Here is a 15,742-nt window from a genome sequence, read left to right on the forward strand (position 1 = left end):
TACTCACTGAAAAGTGCGTTCTTGTAACACTGTAATCATCGCGATTCCATGGATGCCGTTCAGAGGAACCATCGCGGACATGGAGTGAAATTCTATGAAGGTCATCGTTTTCGACCGATTCAAGCCCGGCGTCACACTGGAGACGATCAACCCCTATCTGCCCGAGGAGGTCGCCAACGTGTGGCGGCTGTGGAAGGCGGGCATCGTCCGGGAGAACTACGCCCGCGCCGACGAGCCCGGCGTGGTCATCGTCTTCGAGGTCGACAGCGTCGAGCAGGCGCGCAAGTACGTCGCGGACTTCCCGCTGACCAAGGCCGGGTACCTGGAGTGGACCTTCGTGCCGGTGCAGGCGCCGCTGCCGCTGGAGGCGCTGATGGACCCGGCGGTCGACGTCGCCGAGCCCTACGACCGGACCGCGTGAGCATGCGACACGCCTTCGGCCTGAGCATCCCGGGGACCGTACCCGAGGCCTGCGATCCCGCGCGGATGGCGCTGCTCATCTACGACATGCAGGTCGGCATAGTGCGACAGATCCCGGAGGGCGAGAAGATCGTGCGCGCCTGCGTGCGACTGCGCGACGCCGCGCGGGCGGGCGGTTTCCGCGTCTTCTACACCCGGCACATGTCGCTGCCGGTCGCGGCCTCGGGCGTCGCCCAGTTGCGCACCGCCATGTCCTGGCAGCGCGTGGACGACCCCGCCGAGCTGCGCTCCAGCTTCCCGCAGGGCTCCGCGCAGTTCCAGTTGGTACCCGAGCTGACGCCCGGGCCGGACGAGGTGGTGTTCGACAAGATCACCATGTCGGCATTCGCGGCGACCCCGCTGGATTTCGCGCTGCGCGACTGCGGCATCGACACCTACGCCGTGGCGGGCATCGCCATGGAGGTCGGCATCGAGCCGACCGTCCGGCACAGCCTCGATCTGGGTTATCTGCCGATCGTCGTCACCGACGCGTGCGGTGCCGGGCATCCTGAAGCGGCCGAAAGATCGTTTGCCACATTGCGATTCGCGGGCGGCTCGCTCACGACGGACACCGGTGCACTGATCGAGTCCATGAGTCGGCCCTCCCGCTGACGCCGTCGGTCCGCTGCGCGCCGCCCACCGGGACAGGTCGTGGCCGTAAGCTCGCTCGCATTCCGGCTCATCAACGCCTGTGGGCGAGGCCGCCTTGCGGTGGGGTGCTCGCAGCGCCGGTCAAGGATTGGAAACGGTCGACGAACTGGCGGATCGCCAACCGGTCCTCGTCACCGAGTCCGTTCGCGGCCGTGACGGTGACCATGGTGCCGGAGTCGATCCGCAGGACGTCCCAGGCCACCGGCAGGACGGGCGCGTGCACACTGCGCCCGTTACCGCTGACGGTGATGGACGAACGGCTGACACCCGGAATCCAGGCCAGCTCTTGGGCGATCTCGGCCGTGAGCGGCCCCTGCGCGGAAAATTCCTCGACGTACATCCTCGACCTCGTCACGTCGTCGACGGTGGTCAGCCAGTGTAGCCGGGCCGGAATCCGCACGGACCACACAGAACGCCCACCTGCGCTCCATCGCGTCTTCGCGGACCGTGCCTAGGCTCGACCACATGCGTGAATGGATGGGCCGGGCATTGCTCGGTGTGGGGTGGTGCGCTGTCGCTGCGGGCGCCGTCGGACTCGTGCTGCATTTCGGCGCGTGGCAACGGCGCGGGCTGGTGCTGCTCGCCTCGGGGGCGACGTACTTGATGATCGGCGCCATCGCGGGTGTGGTGTTGCTGCTGATCGCGCGTGGGTGGCGCAGTGCGGCCGTCGCCGGAGTGCTGGCGGCGGCCGTGCTGTGGACGTTGGTGCCCGCGTTCGTACCGGAAGGGCGGGCCGCGAACGGTCCGCAGCTCACCGTCATGCAGTCGAATCTGCTGTTCGGCGGCGCCGATCCGGCCGCCGTGGTGCGCGCGGTGCGGGACAACCACGTCGACGTGCTGACGGTCGACGAATTGACCGGTGCCGCGGTCGAGCGGCTGGCGGCCGCCGGCCTGCTCGGCGAATTGCCCTATCACTACACCGAGCCCACCCGCGAGGGCGGTGGCGGCACCGGCATCTACAGCCGATACCCGCTGCGCGACAACAGAAAATACGACGGCTACATCCTCAACAACATCTCCGCGACGATGGATCACCCCGAGCGCGGGCCGATCACCGTCTTCGCGTTCCATCCCGTTCCGCCGCCGTTCGATTTCCCGGCGTGGCAAGCGGAAATGCGCAGAACCCGCGAAATCCTCGACGCGCACCGAGGTCCCGCCATCGTGGGCGCCGACTTCAACGCGACTCGCGACCACGCGGCCTATCGTGACCTCTTGCGCGGCCGCTTCGCCTCGGCCGCCGACCAGACCGGCGCGGGCCTGCTGCCCACCTTTCCCGAGGACCGTGTCTGGGGCCCGGTGATCGGCATCGATCACATCCTCCTGGCCGACGCCACGGCCGAGGAGTTGCGGACGCTCTCCATCCCCGGCTCGGATCATCGAGCGCTGGTCTCTCGCATCCGCCTGCTCTGACCGGGAGCTCGCACCCACCTGCGCGAAGACGTTGCGCGCCTTGCGAAGCCTGGCGACAACCGTGGCCGCGATGATGCGCGAAGCCGGTTCGCGGCGATTACGATGTGAGCGCTCGGCGGGCCCGAGACGCGGTACTCGGGGAGGCGAGTTCGATGACGAAGAACAGGCGATTCGGCGCGGTGGCCGTGCTCGCGGTGGTGACCGCTGTGCTCGCCGGTTGCGCCGTGGGAACGAATAATCATGCGGCGCAGCATGTCTCGCCGCCGGCCGACACCTGGGAGCTGGCTGGATCGATGACGGCCGCAGGCCCGAACGGCCCGCGCAAGGGCGTGGCCGACGCGCCGCTCACGGCGGAGAACGGCGACGGCGGCGCGATGGACAAGCTGGCCCTCAATGCCATCGCCGACGTTCAGGACTTCTGGGCCACCGAATACCCCGAGTACTTCCCCGGCACGCTCGAGCCGGTGACCAGGTATATCTCCTGGGACGCCAAGGCGCCGAAGGCCCAGTCGGTCAAGTTCTGCAAGTCCGACACCTACCAGGTGGTGAACGCCGCCTACTGCGGCGGCGACCACACCATCGGCTGGGATCGGGGCGTCCTGCTGCCGAAACTGGTGCAGAAGTACGGTGAGATGGCGGTGGTGATGGTGCTGGCTCACGAGTACGGGCACGCCATCCAAGGGCAGGCGAAGCTGGCGGGTCTGCTGACCCCGCCGCTCGTGCAGGAACAGCAGGCCGATTGCCTCGCCGGTGTCTTCCTGCGCCACGTGGCCGAGGGGAATTCGGCGCACTTCGCGCTCAACACCACCGACGGCCTCAACGCCGTGCTCGGCGCCACGGTGGCCGTGCGCGACCGGGACCCGAACGATCCGGAGAACGTGCACGGCTCGGCCTTCGAGCGGGTGACCGCGGTGCAGATCGGCTACACCGACGGCGCCGACGGATGCAAGAAGATCTCCAGGAAGGAGATCGCGCAGCGCCGCGGCAATCTGCCCACCACCTTCGAGCCCGGCGAGGAGCGGGCCCAGCTCCCGGTGGATGCCGCCGCGCTGACCAGTCTCGGCCAGGCGCTGACCGAGATCTTCCCGGTTACGCGGCCGCCGCAATTCGACTACTCCGGTGTCGGTCGCGGCTGCTCGGACGTCACCGTCACCCGGCCGGTGTCGTACTGCCCTGCCGCCAACCGGATCGGCACCGACGTCCCCGCCCTGGCCCGGCGCGGCGGACCGATGGCGGGCGACGACCCGCTGTCGGCGGTGGTGGACGGCGACTACAACGCGTTCGTCGTCTTCGTGTCGCGGTATGTGCTCGCGGTGCAACAGGATCGCAAGCTGTCGCTGACCGGCGCGGAGACGGCCGGTCTGCGCACCGCCTGCCTCAGCGGCGTGGTGACCACCATGCTGAGCCGGCCGGGCAGCGATCCGCACCTGTCCGCGGGCGACCTGGACGAAGCGGTCTCCGGCCTGCTCGCCGACGGCGCGGCGGCCGCTGATGTGAACGGCAAGGTCGTGCCGAGCGGCTACCAGCGGCTGGAAGCTTTCCGCACCGGCGTCCTGGACGGCGAAAGCGCCTGCCTGGCCCGGTTCCGGTAGGCGCTACACCGGCAGCGACCGCAGCGAGCTGAGCGTGCCCGCCAGCGCGCGGGCCGCCTCGGCGCCCTTGGTCAGGAAGTGCTCGGTGAAGTACGTGACGTGCTCGCTGTGCTCGTGGAAGTGGTGCGGGGTGAGCACGACCGAGAACACCGGCACGTCGGTGTCCAGCTGCACGCGCATCAGCCCGTCGATCACCGCCGACGCCACGAAGTCGTGCCGGTAGATGCCGCCGTCCACCACCAGCGCGGACGCGACGATCGCCGCGTACCGGCCGGAGTGCGCGAGGCGCTTGGCGTGCAGCGGGATCTCGAAGGCCCCCGGCACCTCGTAGACGTCGATGCCCGCGGGATCGAAACCGAGGTCGGTGTATTCGGTGCGGAAGCCCTCGTAGGCCTTGCCGACGATCGAGCTGTGCCAGCTGGCGCGGATGAACGCGATGGATCCGGTTGTACTCATGTCGAGATACTACTTTCCGGTAAGGTGCGCTTCCAGCCAGCCGACCACGTCGTCGAGGACCTTCTGCTGCTCGGGCTCGTTGAACACCTCGTGGTACAGGCCCTCGTAGCGGATCACCGTGAGATCCTTCGACCCCGCGCCGCGCTCGATGAGATCGGAGCTGGACGGCGCGGCGATCGCGTCGGCGGTGCCGTGCAGCACCAGCACGGGCGCGGTGAGCCGCGCCAGTCGCTGCTTGACCGTATCCGTCGCGCTCAGCATCTCGGCGCCCGTGCGGGCGGGCAGCTTGCCCCGGTAGACCAGCGGATCGTTGTCGTAGGCCGCGACCACCGCCGGGTCGCGGCTGATCTGCGACGAATCCAGCTTCAGCACACCGAGATTCGGAGTGAACCGGCTCAACACCGGCGCCAGCCCGCGCTGCACCGGATTGCCCACCGGGATGTCCAGCGGCGGGGCGGACAGCACGATGCCCGCGACGTCGATCGGCTCGCGGGTGGCCAGAGACAGGGTGATCAGGCTGCCCATCGAGTGCGCGACCACGAAGCGCGGCACGCCGGGCTGCTCACGGCTCGCGATGGCCAGCATGGCGGCGACATTGTCGGCGGCGGCCGCCATGGAGCCGATGTTGGCCTTGCCGCCCGCGGACTTCCCGTGCCCGATGTGGTCGAGAGCGTAGACCGCGAAACCCGCGCCGACCAGCCGCAGGCCGACGTGGGCGTAGCGGCCGGAATGCTCGGCCACGCCGTGCACCAGGACGATCACGCCCCGCGCGGCGCCCTCCGGCAGCCACGCGCGCCAGGCGACCGCGCCGTCTGCTCCGTCGAACTCACCGGACTCGGTGCGGATCGCGGGCGGCTCGGTGGGCGTGGCGTCGCCCGCCGTCGGCTCGGTCGTCATGCCTGGGCTCCTGACGTTTCTGGCGCGCCGACCGTCGCGAAATGCTCGATCAGCCGCCGGTTGAACTCGATGAGTCGAGCGTAGTTCACGCGGGAGAGGCGCTCGTCGGTTCCGTGGATCGAGGCCAGGTCGCCCGCCTCCAGCACGATCGGCGCGAAATTGCACCGGGTGCCCGCCAAGTCGTCGTAGTGCCTGGAGTCGGTCGCGCCGGGAACGATGCCGGTGGTCACCGCGATACCGGGGACGACGGCACGGGCGATACCGGCGATCAGCTCGAAGGCGGGGCCGGGCTCCGTGATCCGCGACGGCTCCGACGACATACCGATCAGCTCGAAATCGATCCCTTTGTCGCGCACCACTTTCCGGCAGTGCGCAAGCACCGAGGCGACCGTATCGCCGGGCAGGATGCGGAAGTTCACCATGGCCTCGGCCCGCTGGGGCAGCACGTTCGCCCGCACGCCGCCGCGGATCACCGTCGGCGCCGTGGTGGTGCGCACCATCGCCTCGGTCTGTGGCTGGGCCGCCATCACCCGGGTGATCACCGGCGCGGCGACGCCCGCCAGGCCGAGCAGCCGCCGCCGCGGGCCCGGCATGACCTGGCGCATCCTGGCCAGCATGTCCGCGATCACCGGCGTGAGGCGCAGTGGCATCGGATTGTCCTGGATGCGGGCAACGGCTCGCGCGATCCGGCCGACCGCCGTCTGCTTGCCCGGCATGGACGAATGCCCGCCCACCTCGGTGACCGACAACCGCACCGTCGCGTAGCCCTTCTCGCCGAGCATGATCGTCGCCACCGGCTGGTGCACGCCGTCGACGATGCCCGAGGTGATCACACCGCCCTCGTCCAGCAGCAGATCCGCGCGCACGCCCGCCTGTCGCAGGTGGCCGGCCATTCGCTCGGCGCCGTCGCCGCCGAAGACCTCCTCGTCGTGCCCGAAGGCCAGGTACACGGTGTGCCGTGGCCGCAGGCCGGCGGCGAGCGCGGACTCGACCGCCTCCAGGATGGCCAGCACCCGGCTCTTGTCGTCGATCGCGCCACGGCCCCAGATGTATTCCTCGTCGACCACGCCGGCGAACGGCGGATGGGTCCAGCGCTCGAGGTCGTCCACCGGCACCACGTCCTGGTGGGCGAGCAGGATGGCGGCCACCCGGTCCGGTTCGACGCCCGGCCAGCGGTAGAGCCTGCTGTGCGCGAACCGTCGCAATTCGAGTTCGGCGTGCACCCGGGGGAAGGATGCCCGCAGGTGCGCGTCGAGGCGTTCGAACGCAGCGCTGTCGGCGTCCCGCGGGTCGTCGGTGGACACCGTCGCGCACCGCAGCGCGGCGGCGAGGCGTTCGGCGGTCAGGTCGTCGACCGGTTCTGTCATCGGTCACCGGTGCGCTCGGGCAGATTCATGGGCACCGTTGCATTGTTCAACATGCTCGGGTCCAGGGCGATCGTCTTCTCGTTTCGCCACTTCACGATGCCTTCGGTGAGTCCACCCGGCAGATCGGGACGGCGTGTTCCGGCCAGCAGGGGCAGTTCGACGCGCGCGGAGGTCACCGCGACCGAGGCGAAGGCGGGGGAGTGCGACCACACGTCGTCGACCACGTCGGTGACCCGCACGCCGATGCGGTGACCGGCCGCGATCGGCCAATCCTGAGCCAGCAAGCGGACCTCGGCGACGTCGCGGACGGGGGCGATCCCGCGGGTGATCACGGTCGCGCGCAGGTCGGGTGCGATGTCGTAGAGCTCGACCGCGACCGTCGCGCTCGCCGGGCCGCTCAGCCGCAGGGTGGCGGTGGGGATGCCGGACAGGTGCTGGTCCCAGGTCAGCGGCGCGGAGATCGACCACAGTTCCCGGTCGGGCCCGGGGATCAGGCCCCGGTCGGTGTACTCGCCGGTTCGAAGCTCCACCGGGACGCGCCGCGCGTCGGCGGGCGGCCACGCGGTCTCCGCGCGCCAGCGGCCGTCGAATTGGCCGACGGTGATCCGCGGTCCGGGAACCACCACGTCACGACCCGCGACGTGCTTGTCGAAGAACGCGAGCAACTCGGTGTCGAAGTGGGGTGTGCCGCATTTGTCGTGGCAGGTGCGGTGTCCCCACTGACCGAACCAGGCCCGGTGCTCGCCGGGCCCGAGGCCGTTCCACAGGTCGAACACTCGGTAGGCCCGGGTGTTGTAGTCGACGAAGCCCTGACCGAGGAACAGCGGGATCGTGTTGCCGCGCAGTCGCGCGACGAGATCGCGGTCGCGCCAGAAGGCGCTGTCCGGATTGTGGTCGCCGATCTCGGCCAGGTACTGCCGATAGCACTGCCACGGCAATTGCGTCGCGTTCGCCTGGTATTCGCCGGAGTCCTCCGGGCGCGGTGGGGTCGACGCGATGAGCAGGTGTTCCAGCCCCGCGAAGTCGGCGGGCCGCACACCACTCTCGGTGATCGGCTTGCCGGAGAACTTCCACGAGACGCCCTGCATGTACAGGTAGGAGTACGGGTCGACGACCGGCTCGAACGCGCCCACCGCGGCGAGGCCCTCCGGGGCCGCGGCCGAGCCCATGAGTCCGGTCCATGCTTCGTAGGACGTGCCGAACAACCCGACCTTCCCGGTGGACCAAGGCTGAGCCGCCGCCCACTCCACGGCGGCGGCGACGTCGGCGCGTTCCCCGGGGCCGCCGAAGTCCGGGCAACCATCGGAGCCGCCGAACCCGCGCAGGTCGACGATCACGTAGGTGTAGCCCGCGTTGAGGAACAATTCGGCGGTGAGATTGTCGGTGGACGGGCCCCCGGTCACGCGCGGCTCACTCAGGTACGCCAGGTGCGCGCGATACGGGCTGACGGTGAGGATCACCGGTGTGCGCGTGTCGTCGGAGACACCCGCCGGGCGCAGGATGTCCGCGTGCAGCCGGGTGCCGTCCTTGCCGTCGATGAACGTCTGCTTCCACTGATAGGGCACCGGCAGCGGCTCGGCGGCGGCGGTCACCGGAGTGAACGCGGCCAGCAGCAACAGCAGGCCGCACACGGCACGCGACAGGACGGCTCGTTCGGTCACCATAGGACTATCGAGTCTGCCCGGACAGCCGTCCAGCCCCCGGAACCAGGGTGGTCGCCGGGCGGACGCCATCCGCCGTTCCCGGGCGGACCCGCATCCGGCGGCCTCCGGCGTGCGGATTCGCGGTTGTCACACGCAGGCCTTCGGCGGTCGTGCCGATAACGCCGTGGCCGAAGTGACCGCCATCCGCACATCAGGGCCTGGGAAGGAGTGGACGATGGCGGAGAACATCGAGCCGGGATAACCGGCGCATGCGCGGACCATTCTCGGAATTCGGAGATTCTCGGCGCGATGGCGATCGCGCCACCAGTATCCGGCGGTGAAGGAATGGGCCTGTGCCGGTGCATTTTTCGAACTCACCGGTGCATTCGTCTCGCATATCGCGCACGGATCGGCGGTCGTCCATCATTTCTACCCGGGATCTTTCGCGGCCCGGGTGGGCGCGGCCTGGGCATTGCGTCCGGCGAGCGGCAAGCCGAGCGTGCCGGTGTTCCGGCGATATGGGCAGGTCACGTGGGTGGAGGAGACGCGACAGCGGCGGCGTGATGTCGAGGCAGGCCATGGCGAACGGCTATGGCTCGGTCCAACTCATCGGTGGCACAAGGTAATCCATCCGGTGTCCGATGGGCTCGGCGTATGATCATGCCAGTGCGAATACCCGGGGGAAGAATGAACGAGCCGGCTACCGCGGACTGGGAACAGTTCGTGCAAGCGTTGGCGCACTGTCTTTCGGAGTTGCCCTCGCGGGCGACCCTGATCATCGCCGCCCCCGGAAATCGCTATGTCCAATTTGTCCAATACGACATCAAATTGTCCGCTGAACTGGCCGGGAACCATTACCTGAGCAACCCCATACCGGAGCCCGCCGCGCAGGAGCTACGCGCACTGGGCTGGCACGAGCCCGTGGTGCGGCGCGACGCGGACAACTGGACCAGGACCCTGTTCTGGCCCATCGCGCCGAACAGCCTGGTCGAGTTCGCCCGCTCGGTCGTCGTCGGCCTGCGCGACGCCCTCGGGGTGGCGACCCCGGTCGAGTTGCGCGCGATGGGCTGGACCGAGGCATCGGGCGACCTGGATCTCACGGTGCTCGGCCCGATCGCCCGGCGCGGGTAGAACCGACCAGGCCGCTGTCCCACGGCAAAGCCGCGACTACCTGGGCACTATCCTGAGAGACATGGCAGCAGGCAAGCCCACCAAGGAAGCGAAGGCCGCGGCGAAAGCGGCCCGCAAGCAGCAGTCGAGAGAACGCCGCAAACAGCTGTGGCAGGCGTTCCAGATGCAGCGCAAGGAAGACAAGCTGCTGCTGCCGCTGATGATCGGCGCCTTGGTCGGCATCACCGCCGTCTTCGTCGTGATCGGCCTCGTCTTCGGGCTGACCTGGTTCCTGGTTCCGCTGGGCGTGGTGCTGGGAGCGCTGGTGGCGTTCATCATCTTCGGCAGGCGGGTGCAGAAGAGCGTCTACCGCAAGGCCGAGGGCCAGGCGGGCGCCGCGGCCTGGGTGCTGGACAACCTCCAGGGCAAGTGGCGGGTGAGCAACGGCATCGCCGCCACCACCCAGTTGGACGCGGTGCACCGGGTGATCGGCCTGCCCGGCGTGGTGCTGGTCGCCGAAGGCTCCCCGCAACGGGTCAAGTCGCTGCTCGCCCAGGAGAAGAAGCGCACCGCCCGGCTGATCGGCGATACCCCGATCTACGACGTCGTCATCGGGAACGACGAGGGCCAGGTTCCGCTCAAGGACCTGCAGCGCTACCTCACCAAGCTGCCGCGCAACATCGACACCAAGCGGATGGACCTCATCGAAGGCCGGTTGTCCGCCCTCAGCGCGCGCGGCGGGCCCGCCCTGCCGAAGGGGCCGATGCCCGCGGGCGCCAAGATGCGCGGCGTGCAGCGGACCATCCGCCGCCGCTGATCCTGCTCGGTCGAAAGGCCCGCGTCCGGGGGCGCGGGCCTTTCGACTGTGATCGTCCCGAGGACATGGCTCGAGCCGAGCCGGGTTCGCGCTACCGGCCGAAACCGGCGATCAGCGTGAACGCACCAGCGCCGTGCCGGTCGCTCGGTCGTGCATGCCGCGCCCGTCGGCGTCGGTGAACAGCGCGGGCACCACGAACAGCAGCAGGACCTGCCTGGCCAGCGCCCGCACGAACCCGACCGGCGCGTCCGCGTCGATGCGCACCGTCCGCAACCGCAGGAAATACTGCCCCGGTGTGAACCCGAACAGCGTGACCGCGCCGACGCCGATGACGAACCAGATGAGCAACGTCACACTCGACGCCGAACTGCCGCGCACGATCAGCGCCGCGATGCCGAGCGCGATCATCCAGTCCACGAACAGGGCGGCGATGCGGCGCCCCATACCGGCCAGCGAGCCCGCCCCGGTCTTCGGCAGGCCGAGTTCGGCACCCGAGTACTCGGGGGTTGCCGACCCGCCGGAGTCGGCCGGGGGTCCGGAGAGCCAGGAGCCGGTGATGCGTGCCATGCCCCCCAGAATAGGCGCGACCGGACCGGCGCCCGGGATCGCATAAGCGGAGTTCAGCGTCGGCGAGCACGTCGGCGGGGGCAGGACTACCATGCAAGTCGAGTCCGGGTGGTCAGCACCACGCGGTCAGACGCACGTGTAACACCGGCGAAACACATCCTTGACTACGGGGAAACACGGCATCCATAGCGTCTGGTCGCGACGAACCCATGCAAGCGACACTGGCTGGGAACCGATCCGTAAGGAGAACAAGTGACGTTCAGCACGGCCGACGAGGTCATCAAATTCATCGCTGATGAGGACATCGAGTACGTCGACATCCGGTTCAGCGACCTGCCCGGTGTGCAGCAGCACTTCTCGATCCCGGGGAAGGCCTTCACCACCGACCTCGCCGAGGAAGGGCTAGCGTTCGACGGCTCCTCCGTTCGTGGGTTCCAGTCCATCGACGAGTCGGACATGCTCCTGCTGCCCGACTTCTCCACCGCGCGCGTCGACCCGTTCCGCGCCGCCAAGACGCTGAACCTCAACTTCTTCGTGCACGACCCGTTCACCCGTGAGGCCTACTCCCGCGACCCGCGCAACATCGCGCGCAAGGCGGAGGAGTACCTGCGCTCCACCGGTATCGCCGACACCGCGTACTTCGGCGCCGAGGCGGAGTTCTACATCTTCGACTCGATCCGCTACGACTCGTCCATGAACGGCGCCTTCTACGAGATCGAATCGGTCTCCGGTTCCTGGAACACCGGTGCCGAGTTCAACCCGGACGGCACTCTGAACCGCGGCTACAAGGTGCGCAACAAGGGCGGTTACTTCCCCGTCGCGCCGTACGACCACTACGTCGACCTGCGCGACAAGATCGCGACCAACCTGCAGAACGCGGGCTTCGAGCTCGAGCGTGGCCACCACGAGGTCGGCACCGCCGGTCAGGCCGAGATCAACTACCGGTTCAACACCCTGCTCGGCGCGGCCGACGACCTGCAGCTGTTCAAGTACATCGTGAAGAACACCGCGTGGGCCGAGGGCAAGACCGTCACCTTCATGCCGAAGCCCCTCTTCGGTGACAACGGCTCGGGCATGCACGCGCACCAGTCGCTGTGGAAGGACGGCAAGCCGCTGTTCCACGACGAGGCCGGCTACGGTGGCCTGTCCGACATCGCCCGCCACTACATCGGCGGCATCCTGCACCACGCGCCGTCGCTGCTGGCGTTCACCAACCCGACCGTGAACTCCTACCACCGTCTGGTGCCGGGCTACGAGGCCCCCATCAACCTGGTGTACTCGCAGCGCAACCGCTCCGCCGCGGTCCGCATCCCGGTCACCGGCAACAACCCGAAGGCCAAGCGCATCGAGTTCCGCGCACCGGACTCCTCGGGCAACCCGTACCTGGCCTTCGCCGCCATGCTGATGGCGGGCCTGGACGGCATCAAGAAGAAGATCGAGCCGCTGGCCCCGGTCGACAAGGACCTCTACGAGCTCCCGCCGGAGGAGGCCAAGAACATCCCCCAGGCCCCCACCAGCCTGGCGTCGGTCATCGACCGCCTCGAGCAGGACCACGACTACCTCACCGAAGGCAACGTCTTCACCGAGGACCTGATCGAGACCTGGATCACCCTCAAGCGCGAGGGCGAGATCGCCCCGGTGAACCTGCGGCCGCACCCGTACGAGTTCGAGCTGTACTTCGACGTGTAAGCCTGACCTGCGGGAATAGGCCTATTCGGCCCGTTTCGTACGCAGTTCATACGCAGTAGACGGCAACGAGTCCATCCGTTCCGTGATCACAGCAGCGATCACGCGACGGGTGGACTCGTCCGTATCCGGCCACAGATGCCCGTACGTGTCGAGCGTCGTCTTCGCCGTCGAGTGCCGCATCCTGGCCTGAACCACCTCGATGTTCGCCTCGTTCGCAATCTGCAGCGACGCCAGGTAATGGCGCAGGTCCTGAAATCCGAACCACTCGGGAAGGCCGACGACATTCCCGCGTACCGCCCGGTGTGCGCGATCGGTCTGCGAGGGCGGTACCGAATTGCCTTCGTCGTCGGTGCGGATACGCCTCTCCGGGACGTTGCTGAACAGCCGACGACAACAGGATCGGGGCCTCGGAACCATCCGTCTTCAGTTTCCTGGCCGGCGTCGCGCATGGGCCTGGCTGGGGTCAGTCGTAGGAAGTTCGAAACCGAGCAGACCCAGACGCGTGCCTTCTACTATGCACCCTCATGTACAGGATGCTCTGGGTGTCTGACCACCTCCCGAACCACGGGATTCACGATGTGCCGAACGCGACCAGGCTCATGAACCAGATGGAACTCGAAGGCTGGACACTCATGTCGATCGCACCAGGTACGAAGAACGGAGTCACCGACAACGGGATATACCTCACGTTCCGCCGAAACGAATAGGCGTCCTGGATGACTTACGCGGCACTCCAGGCCGGGATCCCGTAGACGTTCAGTTTGTCGATCCCACGGTCGGCGGAGAAGCCCATTCCGACCAGCGAGTAACGCCAAGTCGCGCCACACGCGTCTGCTGCGAGGGATAGTGCGTCGACGCCGTGGGTGGTGCCGTGGTGGCGGGACGCGAGTTCGCGCACGATCCTGGTCAGTTCGTCGTCTTGCCTCGGGGCCAAGTAGAGCCCGAATTCAGGAGCGCCGGTACTGCGTGCACAGCAAACCATGAAGTCGTGTTCGTGGAGTTCGGCCGCGTCAACGCCGCACCGAACAAGCTCGGACAGTACTTCCCATGCCGCATCGCCGAAGTACCGGACCAGTTTCATCGGCACGCCGACGTCGTGGGGTCGGGCCCTCAGGTAGACCTTGTGGTTCACGTTGCCGAGCGCGTCCACCTCGATTGCCGCACCAACAGGTTTGATGAGCTTCTCGCCCTCGGGTACGGACACCAATCCCACGAACCCGGGCCACAGTTCGCACAACCTGTGCAGCGCCCCCGGCACCAGTTTCAGGTTGCCGTAGATCTTGAGACGGGCCGCGTGATTCGGCGCTCCGGCATGATGAACGACCCCGAGCCACGTGGCGAAGCGATGGCGCGCAGAAACTCGCGCGGGTTCGGGATACAACGTCGCGACAAAGGATCGCAGCATGTCGGAGACCGACTCGTCGCCATTCGGCAACCAAGCGACGAGATCAGGGATCGCGGCGAGTTGGGCGGAGACGCGGGAGGCGAACTCCGTCTCCTGCGTCGCGGTCTCGGTGACATACCGAAGGGCGGGTGCGAGCTCCCCGCAACCACCGGAAACGCTGGCTTCGAACGGAATACCGGACGTGGTCAGTGTGCTGGCCCGGCGTCCATCCGATCTGCGTGAATCCAGTTGCCCTCCGCAGGCACGTTCCAGCATGGCGTGGATCGGCGCTGGGTCACAAGGCACGGCCAGCCGCTCGGCCAACTCGACCAGGAATTCTCCGGCAGCTGCACCCATCACGGTCGTCAGGATTCTCCGGTGGTTGTCACGTTCGAGGGCTATGGATCGGGGTTGTGCCCGAATCCGCAGTCTGTCTCAGATCGGTCGGGTTCCGGCGCACTCATATTCCCAATCCTGGGGATGTCTCTTGGCGCTGGGGTCAGCGACGCGTCCGGCCCTCACCAGCGGGAGGTGGGCGTTGACGTGTTCGAGTCGGTGCAAGGAGCGTAGTTGTGCGAGCCGAACCAACTCGGCTCCATAGAGCCGATTCGCCAGCGAGTCATCGAGGTCGTTGGCGCCATAGAGGTACGGACGTCCGCCCAGGTCGCAACAGCGTTCCAGGAGGCCGCGAAACACCGCACGGATAGCCGCGGCGACGGCCGGGTCTTTGTTGAACGACGTGTAAACGCCCAGTCCGATCGAAACGGGGGCGGTGCGGACCGGTATGAAGGCGAACGGTGTTGCGTCGAGGGGGCGGCGCAAGATCAGGATATACAACATCATGTGCACGCGGTTCAGCGGTTCTCGGTGCAGTAGGGCCTCGACGGCCGCGAGCATCGGCGCGAACCGTCCTGCGGGCACGACGTAATCAGTCCAGAGTTGCACCTGATCAGAGGCTGGGGCGTGAGTCTCCGCAACGTCGATGTCCCCCGCGTGCGGCAGATTGGGTAGCGTCACGCACTTCTCGGCGTGACAGCGGGTGGACTCGCTGCCACGCCATCCGGTGATGGAGGCGAGCCTGCCACGGCGCAGCGACGCTCGGTAGATGTCGACATCGTCGCGCTGGGCTATCTGTTCGGTGTGCTCGGCCAGTTCTGTCAGTGTGGCGTGGCGTGCGTGGTGTACGTGAATGTAGCGATGGTGCGGCACCGTGCGCAGCACCACCCGTTCGATGAGTCCCGCCATGCCGAGCCCGCCGAGGGCGAACCGGAACAGCTCCGGATGGTCGTGACGAGAGCACCAGCGGCTGCTTCCCGTTCCGTCGATCAGCTGGACCCGCTCCACATGATCGACCTGCATGCCGTAGCGCGCCGAATCGACCCCGGCCCCGCCGACCGAAAGGGTGCCGCCCACAGACATGTGCAGGTAGTTGGGTAGTACCGGCGCAGCCCTGCCGCGGTGGTGCAGATATCGCTCCAGGCGGTGCCAGCTCATCCCGGCGGGCACCTCGAAAAGGCCCTGGCCGAGATCCCGCACTTGCGCGGCTGCGGTGTCCGGTGCGTAGGTCACGAGCAGTTCACCAGCGGTGACGGTCTGGCCGTCACAGGAATGACCCGCACCGCGCAGCGTCAACGGCCGACCGGAGCCGAGCAATGCCGACGGAAACGCCGCGGGCATTCGATGCACGGCCGTCGGGACGG

General features: G+C 67.9%; 16 protein-coding genes. 8 read left to right on the forward strand and 8 right to left on the reverse strand.

The genetic code is table 11. The annotated features are described in order from the left end of the window. The first annotated feature begins 94 nt into the window (after window positions 1-94). Both ABZ803_RS16005 and ABZ803_RS16010 read left to right on the forward strand, forming a co-directional pair. The gene (locus ABZ803_RS16005) at window positions 95-421 is read left to right on the forward strand and encodes a hypothetical protein (protein WP_043722338.1); all 327 of its coding nucleotides are present in this window, start codon (window positions 95-97) and stop codon (window positions 419-421) included. Window positions 422-423: 2 nt separating this feature from the next. Further along, a complete protein-coding gene (locus tag ABZ803_RS16010; protein WP_357038145.1) occupies window positions 424-1,071 on the forward strand; it encodes a cysteine hydrolase in 648 nt (215 codons plus the stop codon). Window positions 1,072-1,141: 70 nt separating this feature from the next. On the opposite strand, the gene ABZ803_RS16015 is transcribed toward ABZ803_RS16010, so the two are convergent. Beyond that, window positions 1,142-1,465: a hypothetical protein gene (locus ABZ803_RS16015; RefSeq protein ID WP_357037942.1), complete on the reverse strand. Its 324-nt coding sequence runs from the start codon at window positions 1,463-1,465 to the stop codon at window positions 1,142-1,144. A 110-nt stretch (window positions 1,466-1,575) separates the two neighbouring features. On the opposite strand from ABZ803_RS16015, the gene ABZ803_RS16020 reads away from it, so the two are divergent. Both ABZ803_RS16020 and ABZ803_RS16025 read left to right on the forward strand, forming a co-directional pair. Next, window positions 1,576-2,520, forward strand: a complete 945-nt coding sequence (locus tag ABZ803_RS16020) for an endonuclease/exonuclease/phosphatase family protein (protein ID WP_357037945.1) — start codon at window positions 1,576-1,578, stop codon at window positions 2,518-2,520. 152 nt (window positions 2,521-2,672) lie between these two features. Next, window positions 2,673-4,112, forward strand: a complete 1,440-nt coding sequence (locus ABZ803_RS16025) for a metallopeptidase (RefSeq protein WP_357037948.1) — start codon at window positions 2,673-2,675, stop codon at window positions 4,110-4,112. Window positions 4,113-4,115: 3 nt separating this feature from the next. Here ABZ803_RS16025 and ABZ803_RS16030 read toward each other — a convergent pair whose 3' ends face one another. Genes ABZ803_RS16030 through ABZ803_RS16045 form a run of 4 tightly spaced genes read right to left on the reverse strand, consistent with a single transcriptional unit; the run spans window position 4,116 to window position 8,496 of the window. Continuing rightward, complete coding sequence (locus ABZ803_RS16030) at window positions 4,116-4,568, reverse strand: 6,7-dimethyl-8-ribityllumazine synthase (protein ID WP_040865773.1); 453 nt, start codon at window positions 4,566-4,568, stop codon at window positions 4,116-4,118. Window positions 4,569-4,577: 9 nt separating this feature from the next. Beyond that, entirely contained in the window at window positions 4,578-5,465 is an 888-nt protein-coding gene (locus ABZ803_RS16035; RefSeq protein ID WP_357037952.1) for a lysophospholipase, read from the reverse strand. Next, window positions 5,462-6,832, reverse strand: a complete 1,371-nt coding sequence (locus tag ABZ803_RS16040) for a M20 family peptidase (protein ID WP_357037955.1) — start codon at window positions 6,830-6,832, stop codon at window positions 5,462-5,464. The genes ABZ803_RS16035 and ABZ803_RS16040 overlap by 4 nt, the downstream gene beginning before the upstream one ends. After that, window positions 6,829-8,496: a CocE/NonD family hydrolase gene (locus tag ABZ803_RS16045; RefSeq protein ID WP_357037958.1), complete on the reverse strand. Its 1,668-nt coding sequence runs from the start codon at window positions 8,494-8,496 to the stop codon at window positions 6,829-6,831. The genes ABZ803_RS16040 and ABZ803_RS16045 overlap by 4 nt, the downstream gene beginning before the upstream one ends. Window positions 8,497-8,812: 316 nt before the next feature. Here ABZ803_RS16045 and ABZ803_RS16050 point away from each other — a divergent pair, with 316 nt between their 5' ends. The 3 genes from ABZ803_RS16050 (at window position 8,813) to ABZ803_RS16060 (ending at window position 10,402) form a co-directional block, all read left to right on the forward strand. Beyond that, window positions 8,813-9,133: a hypothetical protein gene (locus tag ABZ803_RS16050; RefSeq protein WP_357037961.1), complete on the forward strand. Its 321-nt coding sequence runs from the start codon at window positions 8,813-8,815 to the stop codon at window positions 9,131-9,133. Window positions 9,134-9,162: 29 nt separating this feature from the next. Beyond that, on the forward strand, window positions 9,163-9,606 hold the full coding sequence (locus tag ABZ803_RS16055) for a hypothetical protein (protein ID WP_040865775.1): 444 nt from the start codon (window positions 9,163-9,165) through the stop codon (window positions 9,604-9,606). 61 nt (window positions 9,607-9,667) lie between these two features. After that, entirely contained in the window at window positions 9,668-10,402 is a 735-nt protein-coding gene (locus ABZ803_RS16060) for a DUF4191 domain-containing protein (RefSeq protein WP_063049043.1), read from the forward strand. A 111-nt stretch (window positions 10,403-10,513) separates the two neighbouring features. Here ABZ803_RS16060 and ABZ803_RS16065 read toward each other — a convergent pair whose 3' ends face one another. Beyond that, the gene (locus ABZ803_RS16065; protein WP_357037965.1) at window positions 10,514-10,969 is read right to left on the reverse strand and encodes an RDD family protein; all 456 of its coding nucleotides are present in this window, start codon (window positions 10,967-10,969) and stop codon (window positions 10,514-10,516) included. A gap of 252 nt (window positions 10,970-11,221) precedes the next feature. Between ABZ803_RS16065 and glnA the strand changes: the two genes are divergently transcribed. After that, complete coding sequence (gene glnA / locus ABZ803_RS16070; RefSeq protein WP_062976621.1) at window positions 11,222-12,658, forward strand: type I glutamate--ammonia ligase; 1,437 nt, start codon at window positions 11,222-11,224, stop codon at window positions 12,656-12,658. 721 nt (window positions 12,659-13,379) lie between these two features. Here the strand turns inward: glnA and ABZ803_RS16075 are convergent. Both ABZ803_RS16075 and ABZ803_RS16080 read right to left on the reverse strand, forming a co-directional pair. Further along, complete coding sequence (locus ABZ803_RS16075) at window positions 13,380-14,366, reverse strand: hypothetical protein (RefSeq protein WP_357037969.1); 987 nt, start codon at window positions 14,364-14,366, stop codon at window positions 13,380-13,382. Window positions 14,367-14,477: 111 nt separating this feature from the next. Next, the gene (locus ABZ803_RS16080) at window positions 14,478-15,674 is read right to left on the reverse strand and encodes an FAD-binding protein (protein ID WP_357037972.1); all 1,197 of its coding nucleotides are present in this window, start codon (window positions 15,672-15,674) and stop codon (window positions 14,478-14,480) included. Between the last annotated feature and the right edge of the window lie 68 nt (window positions 15,675-15,742).

It is taken from the genome of Nocardia sp. NPDC047648 (genome assembly GCF_040642815.1).
In the GTDB taxonomy this organism is placed as follows: domain Bacteria; phylum Actinomycetota; class Actinomycetes; order Mycobacteriales; family Mycobacteriaceae; genus Nocardia; species Nocardia gamkensis.